We start from the raw sequence: 15,875 nt of genomic DNA, 5'->3' as shown, positions 1-15,875 counted from the left end.
TTTTAATCCTCCAGCTCAACACTTTCGATTTGACCCTCGGCATTCACTGTCCATTCGATATCAACACCTGGCATCAATCCAAGCTTGTCCTCATCTTCGATCACTACATGATCGGGGATGGTTAGGGTCTGCTCTCCCCCACCTTCGACTTTAACGGTAACCTGTTTACCATTAGACGTAGTAATCTTTCCATCATATTCAATCTGCTGTAAAACAATCTTTTGGCTCGGATCCGTAATGGTAACCCGCTTGCCGCCGTCAGTCAGCAGCTCAATCTTTTTATGATAGCCATCCTTTAAAGTGACTTCCTTAATGACTCTCTGAACGCTAACATCCGCCGGAAGCCCCTCTGTATTGCTACCGGATGATGCATTGGGTTGTTCTGTTGCATTGTTCGTAGCCGCAGGTGCAGTGGCTTCTGTTGTAGGCGTTGGAGTTACTTGTGTGGTTTCATTGGCAGCTTTAGAGCAGCCACTTAATAGGACGGTGCAGGCACAGATCAAACAAAGAATTGAAGTTCGAATCTGCCGTTGTGAATTCCCTTTATTCTGTGTCATCATTTACCTCCGCATTTAAATTTCTTCCAGTTCTATTTAGTGAACATAGTTTTACCTCTTCCCTTCCTTTTATACCCTAACTTCCACATATGAGATCGATAGAATGGTAACAATTTATGAACATACAAGCATAAACGCCTTCGGCGTCCTTATAAGGACGATACGCGTTTAAGCGAGAAATATAAGACATAAAGTATGGTGCGAAACTTATACTTTCTTATATTTTCAAAAAACCGCCCTGATTTAAGCTCAGTGGCGGTTCTAGTAAAGCAAATTATTTGCTTCCGGTAAACGTAATTCCTTTTATAAAGAAGCGGTTGAAGAATGCATAAATAAGTAGTGCTGGCAGGGTAAACACCATTGATGCGGCCATAATATAATTCCAATGGCTAATATATTGGCCCTTAAAAGTATTGAGACCTAGTGTAAGTGTGAACATCGACTTGTCTGACATGAACATCAGGGGCTTCAGAAATTCATTCCATGCACCCATGAATACAAAAATCGTCTGAGCCGCCAACGCGGGGATGGCTAGTGGCAGAGCAATGCGGAAAAATGTGCCGAATTTATTTAGACCATCCATCTCGGCAGCCTCCTCCAGCTCTTTCGGAAAGCTCAGGAAGAATTGCCGCATCATAAAGATAAACGTTGCATTTACCATCATCGGCAGCGTCAGCGCGGCATAAGTGTTCAACAAATCAAGCTGTTTCATGATCAAATATGCTGGCACGATAGTCAATTGACCGGGAATCATCTGTACAGCCAAGATAAGAAAAAACACAACCTTGCTGCCAGTAAAATCAATACGTGCAAGCGCATAACCTGCCATAGAGTTGAACAAGGTATTGCATAGCGTTGAAACTACAGCGATGAGTGCACTGTTGAACATCCATCTGAGGAACAGCGGTTCCTTCACGAAGATGTCATAATAGTTCTGGAAAGTGAACTGCTTTGGAATAAAGTTGATACTCCCTGACACAATCTCGCTTAACGGTTTAAACGATGAGGATAGTGCCCATAGGAAAGGTATGACCGTTACGCACCCATATGCGAATAACAGGAAATATAGAACCACCTTAACCCCTTTGGAATAGTTAATAACCACCTGATCGTCCTCCTAGTTCAGCTTCTCTTCGGAGAATAGCTTCCGCTGAATCAGCGTTACGATCATAATGACCGCAGCCAGCATGACAGCGAGCGCAGAAGCGTAACCGAAGTCGAGATTTTTAAACGCATACTGATAGATAAGCAAAGCCACCGTTAAGGTGGAGTTATTCGGGCCGCCGGAGCCTGCCGAAAAAATATACGATTGATCGAATAGCTGAAAGGTACCGATGATTCCCATGACTACCGTGAAGAAGGTCGCTGGCTTAATCATCGGAAGCGTAATAGAAATAAAACGTCTAAATCCTCCTGCTCCATCCAGCATGGCCGACTCGTACAATGCATCAGGGATATCTTGCAGTGCAGCTAAGAAGACTACCATAAAGAACGGAGCAGTAGACCATATATTCATAAGCATGATCGCCTTAAGAGCGACCGCCGGATCTCCAAGCCAGTTGTAACCATGTAAACCTACGAACTCAAGCACACGGTTCAGCAGACCGTTCGAATTGTAAATCCACATAAAAATAAGTGACAATACCGCCGAGGAAGTAACCGTCGGCATAAAAAAGACGATTCGGAAAAAATTCTTAAATCTAAGCTTAGCATTCAAAATAACGGCTAATAAAATAGCAAATGCAGTCTGCAACGGTACAACGAACAGCGCAAAGGATGCCGTGTTTTTCAATGCAATCCAAGCTCTCTCGTCACCGGCCATACGTGTAAAGTTATTGAATCCAACCCACTTGTAACTGACATCACCAAGTAAATTTACCTTATGTCCTGATAAATAGAGCGAATAAAAAACTGGCAGGAACAAAAAAGTGCCCAGTACAAGAATAGTAGGAAGCAGGAACAGATAGGCCGTCACATTATTTCTTAGTTTCTTTCTAAATGTTGAGACTTGAGTCATGCTTCACTTTTCCTTTCGTATCAGAATGAAAGAAGGAAGGGGTGGTCCGAAGACCCTCCCCCTTCAATCCATTTATTTTGCTGCTTCAATTTCCTTATTCGCTACATCTTCAGCTTTCTTCATTGCATCCTCAAGCTTGGAGTTACCCATAAATGTATCTACAAATTGGTTATTGAAGTTATTAGTGATGGTAGGCAACGTAGATGCGGCTTGCCATGGTGTTGCATAAGAAGCACCCGCTACAATTGCTCCACGCAGTTCATCCTTGTCGTAGCCCAGCTCCTGTGCGACCGATTTCCGTGTAGGAAGTGCGAACCCTTTGCTGGTCCAGGTCTTCATTCCATCCTTGCCTGTCAAGAAAGAGATTAACTGCCAAGCCGCTTCTTTCTTCTTCGATTGCTTGTTCATTACATAAGCTACCGTAAAGGCCATTGTGCCTTTAGTGCCGTTCACCGTTGGAAGCTCAGCGGTAGCATAATCCAGATCCTTGTAGTTGGATTCCAGGAATGGAATCGCCCAGTTGCCTTCGAATACGATAGAAGCCTTGCCTTGCCCGAACATTTCTCCACCCCAGCCAGCGCCTACTTCCTTAGGCTCACCGGAGGATTTATCAACGTTGTGCATATCTACAACAAGCTGCAAACCTGGGAGTGCTTCCGCAGATGCGAAGGTTGCTTTGCCTTCTTCGTCAGAAACTTTTCCACCAAAAGCTTGGATCATAAACATTTGACGCGCAAGCTCAGGAGCAACGCCGAAACCATAACGAGTGATTTTGTCACCCTCTTTTTTGGTCAGCTTGATTGCGTCTGCTTTCAGTTCATCCCAAGTTGTTGGAGGTGTTGTAATTCCCGCTTCGGCAAAATCCTTTTTATTGTAGAACATAGCGAGCGTAGAGAAATCCTTAGGGAATCCGTAAGATACATCATCTTTCTTAAAAGCATCGACCATTGGCTGTTCAAAATCTGCAACATCAAACTCAGGTGTCACATAGCTGTCCAATGGCTCCAGCACATTGGCTTCAATGAGACCAGGCGCCTCGAATGCGTCCAGGTAGAAGACGTCCGGACCTTCTCCACCTATGAGTCTTGTCTTGATAACGTCCATGTATTGATCAGCTATAACTTCGTAATTCACTTTCACATTCGGATATTTAGCTTCGAACTCCTTCAGCGTCTGATTAAGCAGCTCCTGCTCTTCTGGACTTGCTCCCCAGCCCGCAAGTGTAACCGTAACCTGCTCATCCGTTGCTGGTGCTGCCGGCTCTTTATCTGTGCCATTGTTTGTTGCTGCCGTTCCTGTGTTGCTGTTTGTTTTATTACCGCCACATGCAGCCAACATTAGTCCAGCAACCAGCATCAAAGATAGAATTATTAGCCCCGATTTTCTCATTTTCATTACAACCTCCTTAGTATTGTCAGGCTTTTTATATGAAAGAATTACGTATTGCCTATAGAATCACCAGTTCATAACCTGTCTGGTTAGATAAAATCTCCAGCTTTGGCTCGTTATCCACACGACTAACTCGCAGGCTGAGCGTGCCATTACCAATCTGTAATTGCTCCACCTTTAAGTCATTCATACCGTTTAGAAGTGCAGGCTTGATCGTAATTTGGCGGGTTAGAGCATTCGGTTGAAGACCAAGCAGCGCTTGCACGAACGTCAATGGTGTTCCAGCTGCCCATGCTTGCGGAGAACAGGCTACCGGATAAGGAACAGGAGCACCGAGCTGGTCACTGTAACCGCAATACAATTCAGGCAATCTGTAATATTCAAATTGGTCAGCTGCATTCAGCAATCCTTGCATGACGGTGATTGCTTCCTCTGTGAATCCGGACTGACTAAGGCCAAGCAAACAAAGTGAGTTATCATGTGGCCATACACTTCCGTCATGGTAGCTCATCGGATTGTAACCCGTAGCTGCAGTACTCATGGTCCGAATACCGTATCCTCCGAAGAGATCAGGGGCTACTAGTCTTGCCGCAACTGCTTTTGCCCGCTCTGGGGAGGCGATTCTTGACATGAGAATATGTCCTGCATTCGAAGTAACGGAGTCTACCCGTTTCTTATCCTTATCCAAGGCGATTGCATAGAATTGCTCATCGTCCATCCAGAAGTCTTCCTCGAAACGGGCTCGCAGCTGAGCTGCATCTTTTTCCATACCCTCTGCCTGTTCTTCGTGACCAAGACTCTTGAAGATAGGAGCAAGTCGAGTCAGCGCCTGATACACATAACCTTGAACCTCTACTAGCGCGATCGGGGCCTCCGCATAATCACCATTACTATGAATGACGGAATCGGCAGAATCTTTCCATCCCTGATTGGCAATTCCTTTGGATGACTTCTGATAATACTCCACAAAGGAATCCTTATCATAATCGCCATATTCTTTAATCCAATTCAACGCAGCGTTGAGATGCGGCATTAATGAGCTAACAAAATCAAGATCTCCTGTCCAGTGGTAATACTCGGCGGTAAGCAGCAGGAACAGAGGTGTTGCATCGATAGTGCCGTAATAAGGTGTGAACGGAACCTGATTAGTAGCCGCTAACTCTCCATACCGGATTTCATGCATCACTTTGCCTGGCTGCTCGTCGCGCCACTCATCTTCCTTCTGTCCTTGGTAGGCAGCCATTGTAAGTAAGGTTCCCTTAGCAATTTGAGGATTCAAAGATAACATCTGCAGCGCTGCAATCAGGCTGTCGCGTCCAAAGGGAACGGAGTACCAAGGCAAGCCTGCGACCGGAAATTGGCCATAACCAAGATCTGTAAGCAGTACCCGCAAATCTTGAACACCTCGATGATACAGCTTATTAAATAACGGCATATCACTGCTGATGGAAGTCGATGAAGCATTCCAACTAGCGTAAGATGCTCTGAGCTTATTCATTGCTTCCTTAGGTTCATGCTGCAGCGGCTCGTTGCCCTCTATCATCGGAGCAATAAAGAAAGCGATTTCAACACTTTCCTGATGCTTCAGCTCAACATCGAAATGTACCTCGCCTGTCTCGCTTATTCGGCTTTCCTGAGTATCCCATTTTACCTTGGTTTCTCTCAGCAACTCGTCTGCCCCGAGATAACTGATCACTTTTTCACCTGAAGCACTTCGTTCACCTGTCTTATTTCCTAGCTTTCCATGCTGGAAACCACGAATCACGAACATATCTATAAAATCCGCATCTAACAGTACAGAGAAATCAAATTGGATTGCTTTAGGGTAATAACTTGTTAACTTAAAGGTCTCATATAACGCCCCCTCATAAATAAAGCGCGTACGTTCAATCTCTACAGACTCACGCCATAAAATCAGCTTACCGTCTTCCTCCATATGAGGATTGGTAAGACGAATGGTAGAGATATAATTCTCATCGGCGGCGGAGGATAACAATATTGGTCGCTGATTATTAATTCGGATTTCCATTCGGCTTAAGAAACGGGTATCTCTGGTATAGAGACCTAGACCCGATTGATCATTGTCCGGTATGTCCCCACTTTTGTCCGTCATTAGAAACAGATCATTTTCTTTGATAACTCGATAATTCAAAACTTCCCCTCATTTCTTCGCTGTGTATCCGAAACGTTTCGGAAAAAGCACAAAAAAATATATGTCTTCAAATAATCTAATGCTCGACAGACTTACCAAAACGTTTCGGATAAGGTATAATCGAATTATAAATCATGATGAAAGCATTTACAAGATGCATTTTATATTTTATTTTTTTAATATTTGAATACTACATATTGCCTTATTGTCCCTAAATATGAAGGAGGTATCCTAATGGTTACTATAAAAGATATTGCCAAAGCCGCCAGCGTATCCGTTACCACCGTCTCCCGAGCCTTAAATGGTTATGACGATGTTAACGAAGGTACCCGGCTCAAGATTAGAACTATTGCAGACCAATTAGGTTATAGCCCTAACATGGCTGCCAGATCGCTTATATCCAAAAAAACTAAAACGCTAGGTCTCCTACTCTCCAATGTTACAAGAGATAGCTCCAAAGACAATATAGCCTTTGAAGTGTTATGCGGGATCAATGATCGTTCAGGAGAGCTGGATTATGACCTTGTACTCTTCAGCACAACCCCGCAAAAACAAAGGGTAAAATCCTATAAGACATTATGCCAAGAAAGAGGTGTGGATGGTGTTATTATTATGGGGATTCGACTGGATGATCCCTATCTCAAGGAAATCGTATCCTCTGATATTCCTTGCGTGCTCATTGATATTACACTTGAAGGGCCAAATGTCGGTTATGTCACCTCTGATAATACAAAAGGGGCGCTTCACGCAGTAACTCATCTGCTAGAGTCAGGACATCGCCATATTGCAATGATTAACGGACATACCCAAGCAGATGTAGCACTTCTTCGATTAGAAGGCTATCGTCTCGCCCTTGAGAATTACGATATTCCCTTTGATAAATCCCTCGTATTTAACGGATTATTTTCCGAACAAGGAGGAAAAGAAGCTGCTCAGCAAATGATGTCCAGCCATCCTGAGGTCACTGCTATTTTTTGTGCAAGTGATTTGATGGCGCTCGGAGCTATGCAGGGTGTGAAGGGAGCCGGAAAATTGGTGCCTGGAGATATTTCAATTATAGGTTACGATAATATTGATCTGACAGCGTATTGCACACCAGCTTTGACTACAGTGAACCAGCATAAATACGAGTTAGGTACCAATGCTGCTCAGATCCTCATAGATCTACTAGAGAAACAACAAGCGATTCATCATGTCATGCTTCCTAGCGAGCTTATAAAAAGAGACAGCGTTCGTGCCCTTTAACATCATGAGCAGCTCATTAACAACGAAAAGGATGCCCCTTCATTAGGGACATCCTTTTTTATCTTAAATCATGAATACTAATTTATCACAGGGTCATAGCACGCCCATATCTAGCTAAATACTCTTCCTTCTCCTTATAATCCGGCATGAGGCTTCCAACCTTTCGCCAAAAAGAGCGGTCATGATTCATATGAAGTAAATGACACAGTTCATGGATGATTACATAATCGATAACCTCCACTGGAGCCATCGCTAAGCGATAGTTAAAGGTTAGCTTTTTATCTGAGCTACAGCTTCCCCACTTGGTTCTAGACTCTACAATGTCAATCGTCTTAGGCTTTACTCTAAGCTGCGTCTGATATCTATTAATCCGTTCGCCTACAATCTTTTTACAGCTAGCAAAATAGAACTTCTTCAGCTTCAGTTTAAGCTCTTCCTCATTTAAATCCCCTGTCTCTATTAGCTCTTGCAGCGAATAATATTTGCCCAGATACAAGAACTTGCCCTCGTCTTCATACTCTTTAAGCTTTGGCGTTTCTTTGTTTGCTTCAATGCTCTGCAGCTTCTCCACTATTAATTTCCCATGACGCTCAACCACGCCTTTAATCGTCTCTTCACTTGTTTTCTTGGGAGCTTTGAGTGTTATACGCCCTGAAGAATCTATATGAATGGAGATTTTCTTGCCATTTCCATATTGAACATTAAACTCGATCACCTGATTGTCGTACTCAATCTTCATACCCACCATCGTTTCTATAAGGTTATTCACACAAAAAAGAAGAACGCGTTTAGACGTTCTCCCTATTTTAACATGATTCATCAATACACTGGATATTCCCTTACAGTACAACCATCTCCCAATCTGCTGACCGTTCTTTTTGCGAAATCGTAAATGCCTTGCTTAACAGATTCGCTTCCAATTTCGCTTCGTTCTGCAGATTTTTCCAAATTATCACCACATTATTCTCATCCAACTGTTCAATCTGAATATCTCCATCAAAGGCTGGATTACTATTTCTGAATTTCAAAATATTAAAGAGCTTTTGCACAACCGGGCGCTTCACCTCAGCATCAATCTCATCTTGGGTATAATAATGCCGATTAATATTCCGTCCTTCTTTGGTCTTTTCCAGAAGCTCTATATCATTCACTCCAGCTAATAGTCCCACATAATAAATTTGCGGTATTCCTGGTGCAAAACATTGGATGGCTCTCGCCAGCAAGTAAGCCTGATCATCATTCCCAAGTGCTGAATAATAGGTACAGTTGATTTGGTAAATATCAAGGTTGTTATATGCTTCGGTGCTATATATTTTTTTGACATTAGCTCCTTGGCTATAGAGACTTTCTCTTGTCATTTCTGCTTCTTCATCGCTCAAAAGATCCTTTACATCCACCACACCAATACCATCATGCGTGTCTAATGTTGTAAACTGTTTTCTCGGGCAAATCTCCAGCCAATGAACCAGCCGGTTTACTTTCCCACTAAATAAAGCATGCAGCACCAACATTGGTAACGCAAAATCATATACATAGTAATCCTGTTCTGCGATTTTTAACTGGATGCTATAATGCTCATGAATTTCCGGCAAAACGGTCACTCCATAAGGGGCAACGGTCTGCTCAGATTGATTTAGCATCTCCCAAATATCCGGCTCAACAAAGAAACAATTCGTACCGATTTTTTTGTTGGCATATGCGAAAGCATCTAGTCGAATAATTGAAGCCCCTTTTTCCGCCAAAAAGGTAAGATTGTCCGTTATGAATTTCTGCGTCGTTGCTGTGGTCACATCCAGATCAATCTGTTGTTCATCAAAGGTACACCATACTTTCTCCAAGCTACCATCCTTAAAGGTAACCTCTACGTATGGAGCGCGTGGTTTACGCTTATATATTAAATCCACATCTTCCTGAGTGGGCTCCCCGTTCGGCCAAAAATCTTTGTAACGGATAAACAAGTCCGCATATTCTGATGCATCCTTTTTCTCAAGAAAGTCCTGAAAATAAGGTGATTGTCTGGAGATATGATTAATCATAAAATCAAACATCATATAATAATTTTTACTCATCGCTTCGACGTCCGACCAATCTCCGAATGCAGGATCCACTTTGGTATAATCCATTGGTGCAAATCCTCTGTCACCCGAAGAAGGATAAAACGGTAGTAAATGAACACCTCCAACGATGCCTCGCAGATGCTTATCTAATACTTCGTTTAATTCTTTTAAATTACGCCCGAGGCTATCTGCATAGGTAATCAACATAGCTTCATTCTTAATTTGCATTATAAATCCCCCTCGTTAGATTTCGGCTACATCTGCACTCTTTTCCCCTTTGCGTATCAAAGCCTCATAAGGCCTCAACAGACCATTATCATGATTATTAATGTTAGACAGTACAACATGGCCTGCAAGAGGATTAGTTAACGGAATGGTTTGATCCGTAAAATTACAGATTACCGTCCAACACTCATTCCCGTAAGTTCGAACATATCCACCTAGCTCATTCGAGTCCACATAAATCTCATGATAGTCACCATAAATTAACGCTTTATTATCCCGTCTCAGCTTGATTAATTCCCGATAAAAATGAAGAATTGAATTACCGTCTTGTAGCTCTTCCTCCACATTAATCGACGAATAATTCGGATTCACATTAATCCATGGTTGCCCATTCGTAAATCCGGCCATAGGTTCTGAACTCCATTGCATCGGTGTACGCCCCTGATCCCTGCTTCTGATCGCTAAATAGTTCAGGATATCTGCCTCAGACCTACCCAGTGCAGTTTCATTACGGTGATAATTTAAGCTCTCAATATCTCTATACTCTTCAATTGAAGCCATGAAATAATTGGTCATTCCAATCTCTTGACCTTGATAAATAAACGGTGTTCCTCGCATTAAGAAATAATAGGCAGCCAGCATTTTAGCTGAGTCTTTATGGTATATCCCGTCGTTACCGAATTTTGAAACCGAACGCACATGATCATGATTCTCCATAAAAAGTGCCATCCAGCCCTTATTGGCTGTCTCAATCTGCCATTTAGATAACGCGTGCTTAAATTCAGTCAGCTTCCAAGGATGATAGATTCCTTTAGCCATTGGCTTGGCATCCAGATCTACATGATCAAATTGAAATATCATATTAAAGACGCCGTTCTGCTCATCTACATATTCATGAATTTGCTCTATCGGAACTCCAGGAGCTTCCGCAACCGTCATCACATTGCGAGGTTCAAGAACCTCCTGTTTCATCTCGTGAAGAAAATCCAAAATTCCGGATTGATTCAAACAAGCTTCTGCCAGAGGAACATAGCGGCGGTCATCTTCAGACTTAAGGTACGGAAATTGCTGATTCTTTTTAATAAATGTGATCGCATCAATACGAAATCCGGCTATTCCCCTGTCAATCCACCAATCCATCATAGAAAAGATGCTTTGGCGAACTTCGGGATTCTCCCAATTGAGATCCGGTTGTTTCTTAGAGAAACAATGTAAATAATATTCCTGTGAGGTCTCATCATATTCCCAAGCTGAACCTCCAAAATTCGATTCCCAGTTGGTAGGCTCTTGACCATCGTTCCCCGGCTTCCATATATACCAGTCACGCTTTGGACTGTCCTTAGAACTTCTGGATTCCATAAACCAAGCATGTTCATCAGAGGTGTGATTCGCTACCAGATCCATGATCATACGAATTCCGTACGCTTCCGCTTGTGTGATCAATTCGAGCATATCTTCCATACTTCCAAACTCATCCTGAATTTTATAGAAATCCCGAATATCATACCCATTGTCATCATTAGGTGAATCGTAGACCGGACACAACCAAATAACATTGATGCCCAAATCCCTTAAATACCCGAGCCGGTTGATGATTCCACGCAAATCCCCTACTCCATCTCCATTTGAATCCTGAAAACTCCGGGGATAAATTTGATAAACCACACTTTCTTTCCACCAGTTGCTGTTTCTAGTCTCCATAACTCCACACTTCCTCCAGCACCCGAGTCTAGGGCTTTCTTTATCTTATTTAATAGCGCCTTGGCTGACGCCTCTTATGATGTAACGTTGACCAAACAAATAAGCAATAAGAATCGGCAGGATCGTTAACAGAAGTGCTGGGATCAACAGTTCCCAGTTATTCATGTACGTTCCGTTAAACACCTTCATCTTAATCGGCATTGTAAAATGGTTATCCTTAGTCAGTACCAGTGAAGGTAGCAGATAATCATTCCAAATCCATAACACATTCAGAATCGCAATGGTCACTGATGTTGGAGCCAACATAGGCAGTACAATCTTAAAGAATGTCTGTCTACGATTACATCCATCCAGCAGAGACGCTTCTTCCAATTCATAAGGAATCGACTTCACAAAACCATGGTACATAAATACCGATAACGCACTTCCGAAGCCGATGTAAAGAATAATCAATAATGGAATAGGCGCTGCATCGATCCAGTGAAGTTTTGCCCCGTAGATATAAATCAGAGGAATCATAATGGACTGAAACGGAATAATCATGGAAGCCACCATTAGTGCGAAGAAACCATTATTGAATTTAGTCGAATGTCTCACCATGTAATAGGCGGTCATTGCTGCAAAAACACCAATGAATAGGACACTGAAAAAGGTGACTACGACTGTATTTCTAAACGAGACAAAAAAATTCATTTTATCAATGACTTCAGCAAAATGCCCAAAGTTTAAGCTGGTTGGCAGTGAAAAAGGGCTTTCGAGAATTTGACCATTACTCTTGAAGGAATTGACGATCATAAGGAAGAATGGAAAAACAAAAATAATGAAAAACACAATTAAAAATAAATACGTCAGAATCACGGAAGTTTTTCGTCTAGCACTCATCATGCAGCAACCTCCAATTTCTTACTGAAATAAACCTGCAGGCCGGTAACAACTGCAACGATAGCAAATAATACAAAGGCTTCTGCTTGACCAACGCCATAATTATTTTCGACAAAGGCCTTTTTCACCACATGCATCGATACCATGGTTGTACTATCATATGGTCCGCCTGCCGTTAGAGAATAGTTAACGTCGTAAACCATGAAGGCATTCTTCAGAGTTAAAAAGATCGTTACTACAAAGGAAGGAACCATCAGCGGCAAAGTAACCTTTCTCAAACGTTGCCAGCCGTTGGCACCATCTATCTTCGCTGCTTCCATTACATCTTTTGGCACATTGACTAAACCAGCCACAAAGATGATCATCATATAGCCCGCCGATTGCCAGATTGACACAATAACAATGGCCCAGAAAGCCAAATGTTCATCCCCTAGCCAACCTAAACGCAACCACTCTATCCCGAACTTCTCACCGATAGAAGGCATAGTTTGTACGAATATAAACTGCCAGATGTAACCTAAAATCAAGCCGCCGATCAGATTCGGTGTGAACAGAGATGTTCGGAAGAAATTTTGCATCTTCACTCCGGAAGTCACTAAATAAGCCAAAACAAAGCCGAGAATGTTGATGATAATAACGGTTGTTACGACAAACTTAACGGTCAATATAAGAGAATCCCAAAACTTAGAGTCCGTAAATGCTGTCTTATAGTTAGCTAAACCTGAGAACTCTATTGGATTTAATGGAGAGGTCATATTGGTAAAGGTCAGATATAATCCATATGCAAAAGGAATCAGCACGGCAATCGTAAAGAAAATGATCGTGGGACCGGTGAAAAATAACTGGTTGCCCATTCGTTTGATCAGACGTTTTTCTGATATCATACGTTTAGCACACCCCTAATTGCTTAAAGGAGGAAACAGGCGAGAGTCATCCCAACCCGTTTCCCGCAATTCAGCAAATGATTAATTACTTTTGGCTTTTGTAATAGGTTTCAATAGCTTTGGCAAGATCAACACGGGATTCTTTTTGGGCGATATATTTCTGAATATCCGGTGCAAGAATATTGCCCCAATCTTCGACCTTCACATAGTTTGAGCTGAACGGCATCGTATTGCCGGCTACCACAGCATCCGCGATCGCTGATCCGAGTGGATTATTCACTTTCATAGTGTTGTTCTTAAAGGCTGAGACGACTTGAGACTGGTTCACCAGAAAATCTTGACCTTTTTCATCATAAACGAGCCAGTTCAGGAACTTCTTAGCTGCTTCTTGCTCAGCCGGGGTTGCCGCTTTATTAATCACCAGAATATTAGTTGGACCTGCAGCAATCTTATTGTTCAGCGGATTGTCTGGATTGTTATCCACTGGGACAGGTATAAATCCGAAGGATTCTCCACTAACCGCCTGCAATGAATCATAAGCCCAGTTCCCGTTAAACAGGATAGCTGATTCCCCTTTACCCACACTTACATGCGCATCGTCATAATATTTGCCCAGTGGACGTTCACCGTATTTGTTGTATTCTTTGGATACCAGCAGATCCATCGTATCGTAGTAACCATTCCAAACATCATTACTTGCTAAGTCAAATGTTCCGGCTTTTAGTTGCTCTACAATCGTGTTCGGATCTTCTGCCTGATTCACAAACTGTGTACTGTAATGGTTCGCTACGGACCAGTTTTCGGTTTGATAAGCAACCGGATATTTTACACCGGAAGCTTTAATTTGATCTAATAATTCTTTTAGCTTGTCACGAGTATTGATAGTGTGCGGATCGAAGGTACCGCCAACGGCCTTATCAAGTACACTCTTGTTGTACACGAGACCGAAGCCCTCTATTGAAAATGGAAAACCGGCAATTTTCCCCTCTGCATCTTTAACGCCGTAAACCGTATCTTCATTCCACTTCTCACCTGAAAGATCTATACCGAAATCTTTATATTTGTTCACAATGGAATCTGGGGACATCATTGCCATAGTTACCGTTTTACCGGATGCCGTAAGTTTATCCAGCAAATTAACGGTATCACCAACAGCTCCAGAGACAGCCTCAACCTTGATATTCGGATTCGCTGCCATGAAGTCTTTAGCCGCTTGTTCCCATTGGGAAGCGATTTCACCTTTACCGTTCGTAATAATTATGCTGACCTGCTCATCCTTCGAGTTCGCTGCCGGACTGGACCCCGCTCCGTTGGATCCACCACAAGCTGTCAATGAAACAGCAAGCAAAAGAACAAATAATAAAACAGATATCTTTTTCAAACAAAACCCCTCCATTTTGTGCTTTTTTATATGCTAGACCCCTATAAAAGTCTGAACATCAGATTGAGACCGTTTTCATTAGTTAAAAAAATTATTCATAAATTCAACTAGCTGATATACTAGAAAGCTTTCTTGCCTGTATTGTAACATCACTTGGTATCGGTTTCAATACAATTTAAAGCTAAGTTTATAAATTATTCGGAACAACTACTGATAAACAAGGTGATTCAAGTTAATTGTTTATCCCATAGATGTGGTATCGATACCAATAAAGATAAATAAAAAAGCGAGTCTGCATTGCAAATTCGCTTATCAGTGTTACGTAGATTCTCGAACTACCAGTTCAACCGGAAGCTCATAAGTAACTGGCTCTACATTGGAATCATCCAGCATCTCCATAAGAACTTCCCCTGCCTTACGCCCCATCTGCTCTATAGGCTGCCGTATTGTCGTTAATGCGGGATCCAACATTTCAGCGAGGGGCTGGTCATCGAAACCAATGATCGCCAGATCCCGTGGGATACTTAACCCTTCCTTTTTTGCAGCCATCATCAAACCACCAGCAATTTCATCACTGCCTGTAAACACAGCGGTTGGACGATCCTTCATTTCAAGCAAGAGTTTCATTACTCTTTTCCCATCTTCAATGGTATGCTGGTTGACCAAAATCCAGTTAGGATTCACTTGAATCCCGGCCTCTTCCAATGCTTTTTGATAACCTAGGTTACGGTCTTTATCTTTCCCGGCCTCGGTAAACAGACCTCCCGTACAGTAAGCAATTTTACGGTGACCTCTTTCAATTAAGTGCTTGATTCCTAAGTATGTACCTTTAAATTGATCCAGCCGAATCATCGGAATTTTTGCATTACTCACATATTCGTTACATAACACAATAGGTCCAAATTCAGTATACGGTTCAATGACTTTCCAATCATTCTCAATGGATGCCATGATGATGCCATCCGCTTGTTTGGTCTTCAACAAATTTAAATAGGTTAATTCTCTCTCCTTATCCTCATTAGTCTGACAGATCAAGGTTTGGTAGCCGTTTTTGTAACCAACCTTCTCTATGGAATCAACTAAATAGGAGAAAAAAGGATTCACTATTCTAGGAACTACGACAGCTATCGTTGTTGTCACTTGTCCTCTTAATCTTCTTGCTGAGAGATTCGGGGTATATTCAAGCTCTTCCATTGCTTTTAATACCAATTCTCTTTTATCTGCTGAAATATGAGGATAGTTATTTATTACTCGGGATACGGTCGTCTTAGACACTCCTGCTAAACGCGCCACATCTAAAATATTTGCCATTTCTACACTCACTCCAGATAGGGACAGTTTTTGAAACCAGTTTCAATCATTTTAGCTTAAAATATAAAAAAATG

Annotated in this window: 13 protein-coding genes; 1 reads left to right on the top strand and 12 read right to left on the bottom strand. The window is 42.2% G+C overall.

Features of this window, described 5'->3' with window-relative positions; translation table 11 throughout:
• Window positions 1-2: 2 nt before the first annotated feature.
• The 5 genes from NST74_RS03845 to NST74_RS03825 all read right to left on the bottom strand — a co-directional run bounded on the left by NST74_RS03845 (window position 3) and on the right by NST74_RS03825 (window position 6,115).
• Window positions 3-560, bottom strand: coding sequence for a hypothetical protein (locus NST74_RS03845; protein WP_341110461.1), 558 nt, complete (start codon window positions 558-560; stop codon window positions 3-5).
• A 271-nt stretch (window positions 561-831) separates the two neighbouring features.
• Window positions 832-1,656: a carbohydrate ABC transporter permease gene (locus tag NST74_RS03840; protein WP_042193304.1), complete on the bottom strand. Its 825-nt coding sequence runs from the start codon at window positions 1,654-1,656 to the stop codon at window positions 832-834.
• A gap of 18 nt (window positions 1,657-1,674) precedes the next feature.
• Window positions 1,675-2,574, bottom strand: coding sequence for a carbohydrate ABC transporter permease (locus NST74_RS03835; protein ID WP_094870022.1), 900 nt, complete (start codon window positions 2,572-2,574; stop codon window positions 1,675-1,677).
• A gap of 72 nt (window positions 2,575-2,646) precedes the next feature.
• Entirely contained in the window at window positions 2,647-3,969 is a 1,323-nt protein-coding gene (locus NST74_RS03830) for an ABC transporter substrate-binding protein (protein WP_341110458.1), read from the bottom strand.
• 52 nt (window positions 3,970-4,021) lie between these two features.
• Window positions 4,022-6,115, bottom strand: coding sequence for an amylo-alpha-1,6-glucosidase (locus tag NST74_RS03825; RefSeq protein WP_341110457.1), 2,094 nt, complete (start codon window positions 6,113-6,115; stop codon window positions 4,022-4,024).
• 234 nt (window positions 6,116-6,349) lie between these two features.
• Between NST74_RS03825 and NST74_RS03820 the strand changes: the two genes are divergently transcribed.
• The gene (locus NST74_RS03820; protein WP_341110456.1) at window positions 6,350-7,360 is read left to right on the top strand and encodes a LacI family DNA-binding transcriptional regulator; all 1,011 of its coding nucleotides are present in this window, start codon (window positions 6,350-6,352) and stop codon (window positions 7,358-7,360) included.
• A gap of 85 nt (window positions 7,361-7,445) precedes the next feature.
• On the opposite strand, the gene NST74_RS03815 is transcribed toward NST74_RS03820, so the two are convergent.
• The 7 genes from NST74_RS03815 to NST74_RS03785 all read right to left on the bottom strand — a co-directional run bounded on the left by NST74_RS03815 (window position 7,446) and on the right by NST74_RS03785 (window position 15,801).
• On the bottom strand, window positions 7,446-8,099 hold the full coding sequence (locus tag NST74_RS03815; RefSeq protein WP_341115823.1) for a M48 family metallopeptidase: 654 nt from the start codon (window positions 8,097-8,099) through the stop codon (window positions 7,446-7,448).
• A 100-nt stretch (window positions 8,100-8,199) separates the two neighbouring features.
• On the bottom strand, window positions 8,200-9,645 hold the full coding sequence (gene gtfA / locus NST74_RS03810) for a sucrose phosphorylase (protein ID WP_341110454.1): 1,446 nt from the start codon (window positions 9,643-9,645) through the stop codon (window positions 8,200-8,202).
• A 15-nt stretch (window positions 9,646-9,660) separates the two neighbouring features.
• Entirely contained in the window at window positions 9,661-11,343 is a 1,683-nt protein-coding gene (locus NST74_RS03805) for a glycoside hydrolase family 13 protein (protein ID WP_341110453.1), read from the bottom strand.
• Between the two features lie 45 nt (window positions 11,344-11,388).
• Window positions 11,389-12,225: a carbohydrate ABC transporter permease gene (locus NST74_RS03800; RefSeq protein WP_341115822.1), complete on the bottom strand. Its 837-nt coding sequence runs from the start codon at window positions 12,223-12,225 to the stop codon at window positions 11,389-11,391.
• The gene (locus tag NST74_RS03795; protein WP_341110452.1) at window positions 12,225-13,109 is read right to left on the bottom strand and encodes a carbohydrate ABC transporter permease; all 885 of its coding nucleotides are present in this window, start codon (window positions 13,107-13,109) and stop codon (window positions 12,225-12,227) included. Before NST74_RS03795 ends, NST74_RS03800 begins: the two co-directional genes overlap by 1 nt.
• A gap of 85 nt (window positions 13,110-13,194) precedes the next feature.
• On the bottom strand, window positions 13,195-14,490 hold the full coding sequence (locus NST74_RS03790) for an ABC transporter substrate-binding protein (RefSeq protein ID WP_341110451.1): 1,296 nt from the start codon (window positions 14,488-14,490) through the stop codon (window positions 13,195-13,197).
• A 318-nt stretch (window positions 14,491-14,808) separates the two neighbouring features.
• Complete coding sequence (locus NST74_RS03785) at window positions 14,809-15,801, bottom strand: LacI family DNA-binding transcriptional regulator (RefSeq protein WP_339244921.1); 993 nt, start codon at window positions 15,799-15,801, stop codon at window positions 14,809-14,811.
• Between the last annotated feature and the right edge of the window lie 74 nt (window positions 15,802-15,875).

The sequence above is a fragment of the Paenibacillus sp. FSL F4-0125 genome, assembly GCF_038008565.1.
Taxonomy (GTDB): Bacteria; Bacillota; Bacilli; order Paenibacillales; family Paenibacillaceae; genus Paenibacillus_AQ.
The sequence above is the reverse complement of the archived record's forward strand: the minus strand, read 5'-3'. Positions and strand labels throughout refer to the sequence as shown.

What these genes read in the sequence shown, in the direction of transcription:
- NST74_RS03845 (WP_341110461.1), bottom strand. Translation starts at nt 560, where the DNA reads ATGATGACACAGAATAAAGGGAATTCACAACGGCAGATTCGAACTTCA.
- NST74_RS03835 (WP_094870022.1), bottom strand. Translation starts at nt 2,574, where the DNA reads ATGACTCAAGTCTCAACATTTAGAAAGAAACTAAGAAATAATGTGACG.
- NST74_RS03830 (WP_341110458.1), bottom strand. Translation starts at nt 3,969, where the DNA reads ATGAAAATGAGAAAATCGGGGCTAATAATTCTATCTTTGATGCTGGTT.
- NST74_RS03820 (WP_341110456.1), top strand. Translation starts at nt 6,350, where the DNA reads ATGGTTACTATAAAAGATATTGCCAAAGCCGCCAGCGTATCCGTTACC.
- NST74_RS03815 (WP_341115823.1), bottom strand. Translation starts at nt 8,099, where the DNA reads ATGAAGATTGAGTACGACAATCAGGTGATCGAGTTTAATGTTCAATAT.
- gtfA (WP_341110454.1), bottom strand. Translation starts at nt 9,645, where the DNA reads ATGCAAATTAAGAATGAAGCTATGTTGATTACCTATGCAGATAGCCTC.
- NST74_RS03805 (WP_341110453.1), bottom strand. Translation starts at nt 11,343, where the DNA reads ATGGAGACTAGAAACAGCAACTGGTGGAAAGAAAGTGTGGTTTATCAA.
- NST74_RS03800 (WP_341115822.1), bottom strand. Translation starts at nt 12,225, where the DNA reads ATGAGTGCTAGACGAAAAACTTCCGTGATTCTGACGTATTTATTTTTA.
- NST74_RS03795 (WP_341110452.1), bottom strand. Translation starts at nt 13,109, where the DNA reads ATGATATCAGAAAAACGTCTGATCAAACGAATGGGCAACCAGTTATTT.
- NST74_RS03785 (WP_339244921.1), bottom strand. Translation starts at nt 15,801, where the DNA reads ATGGCAAATATTTTAGATGTGGCGCGTTTAGCAGGAGTGTCTAAGACG.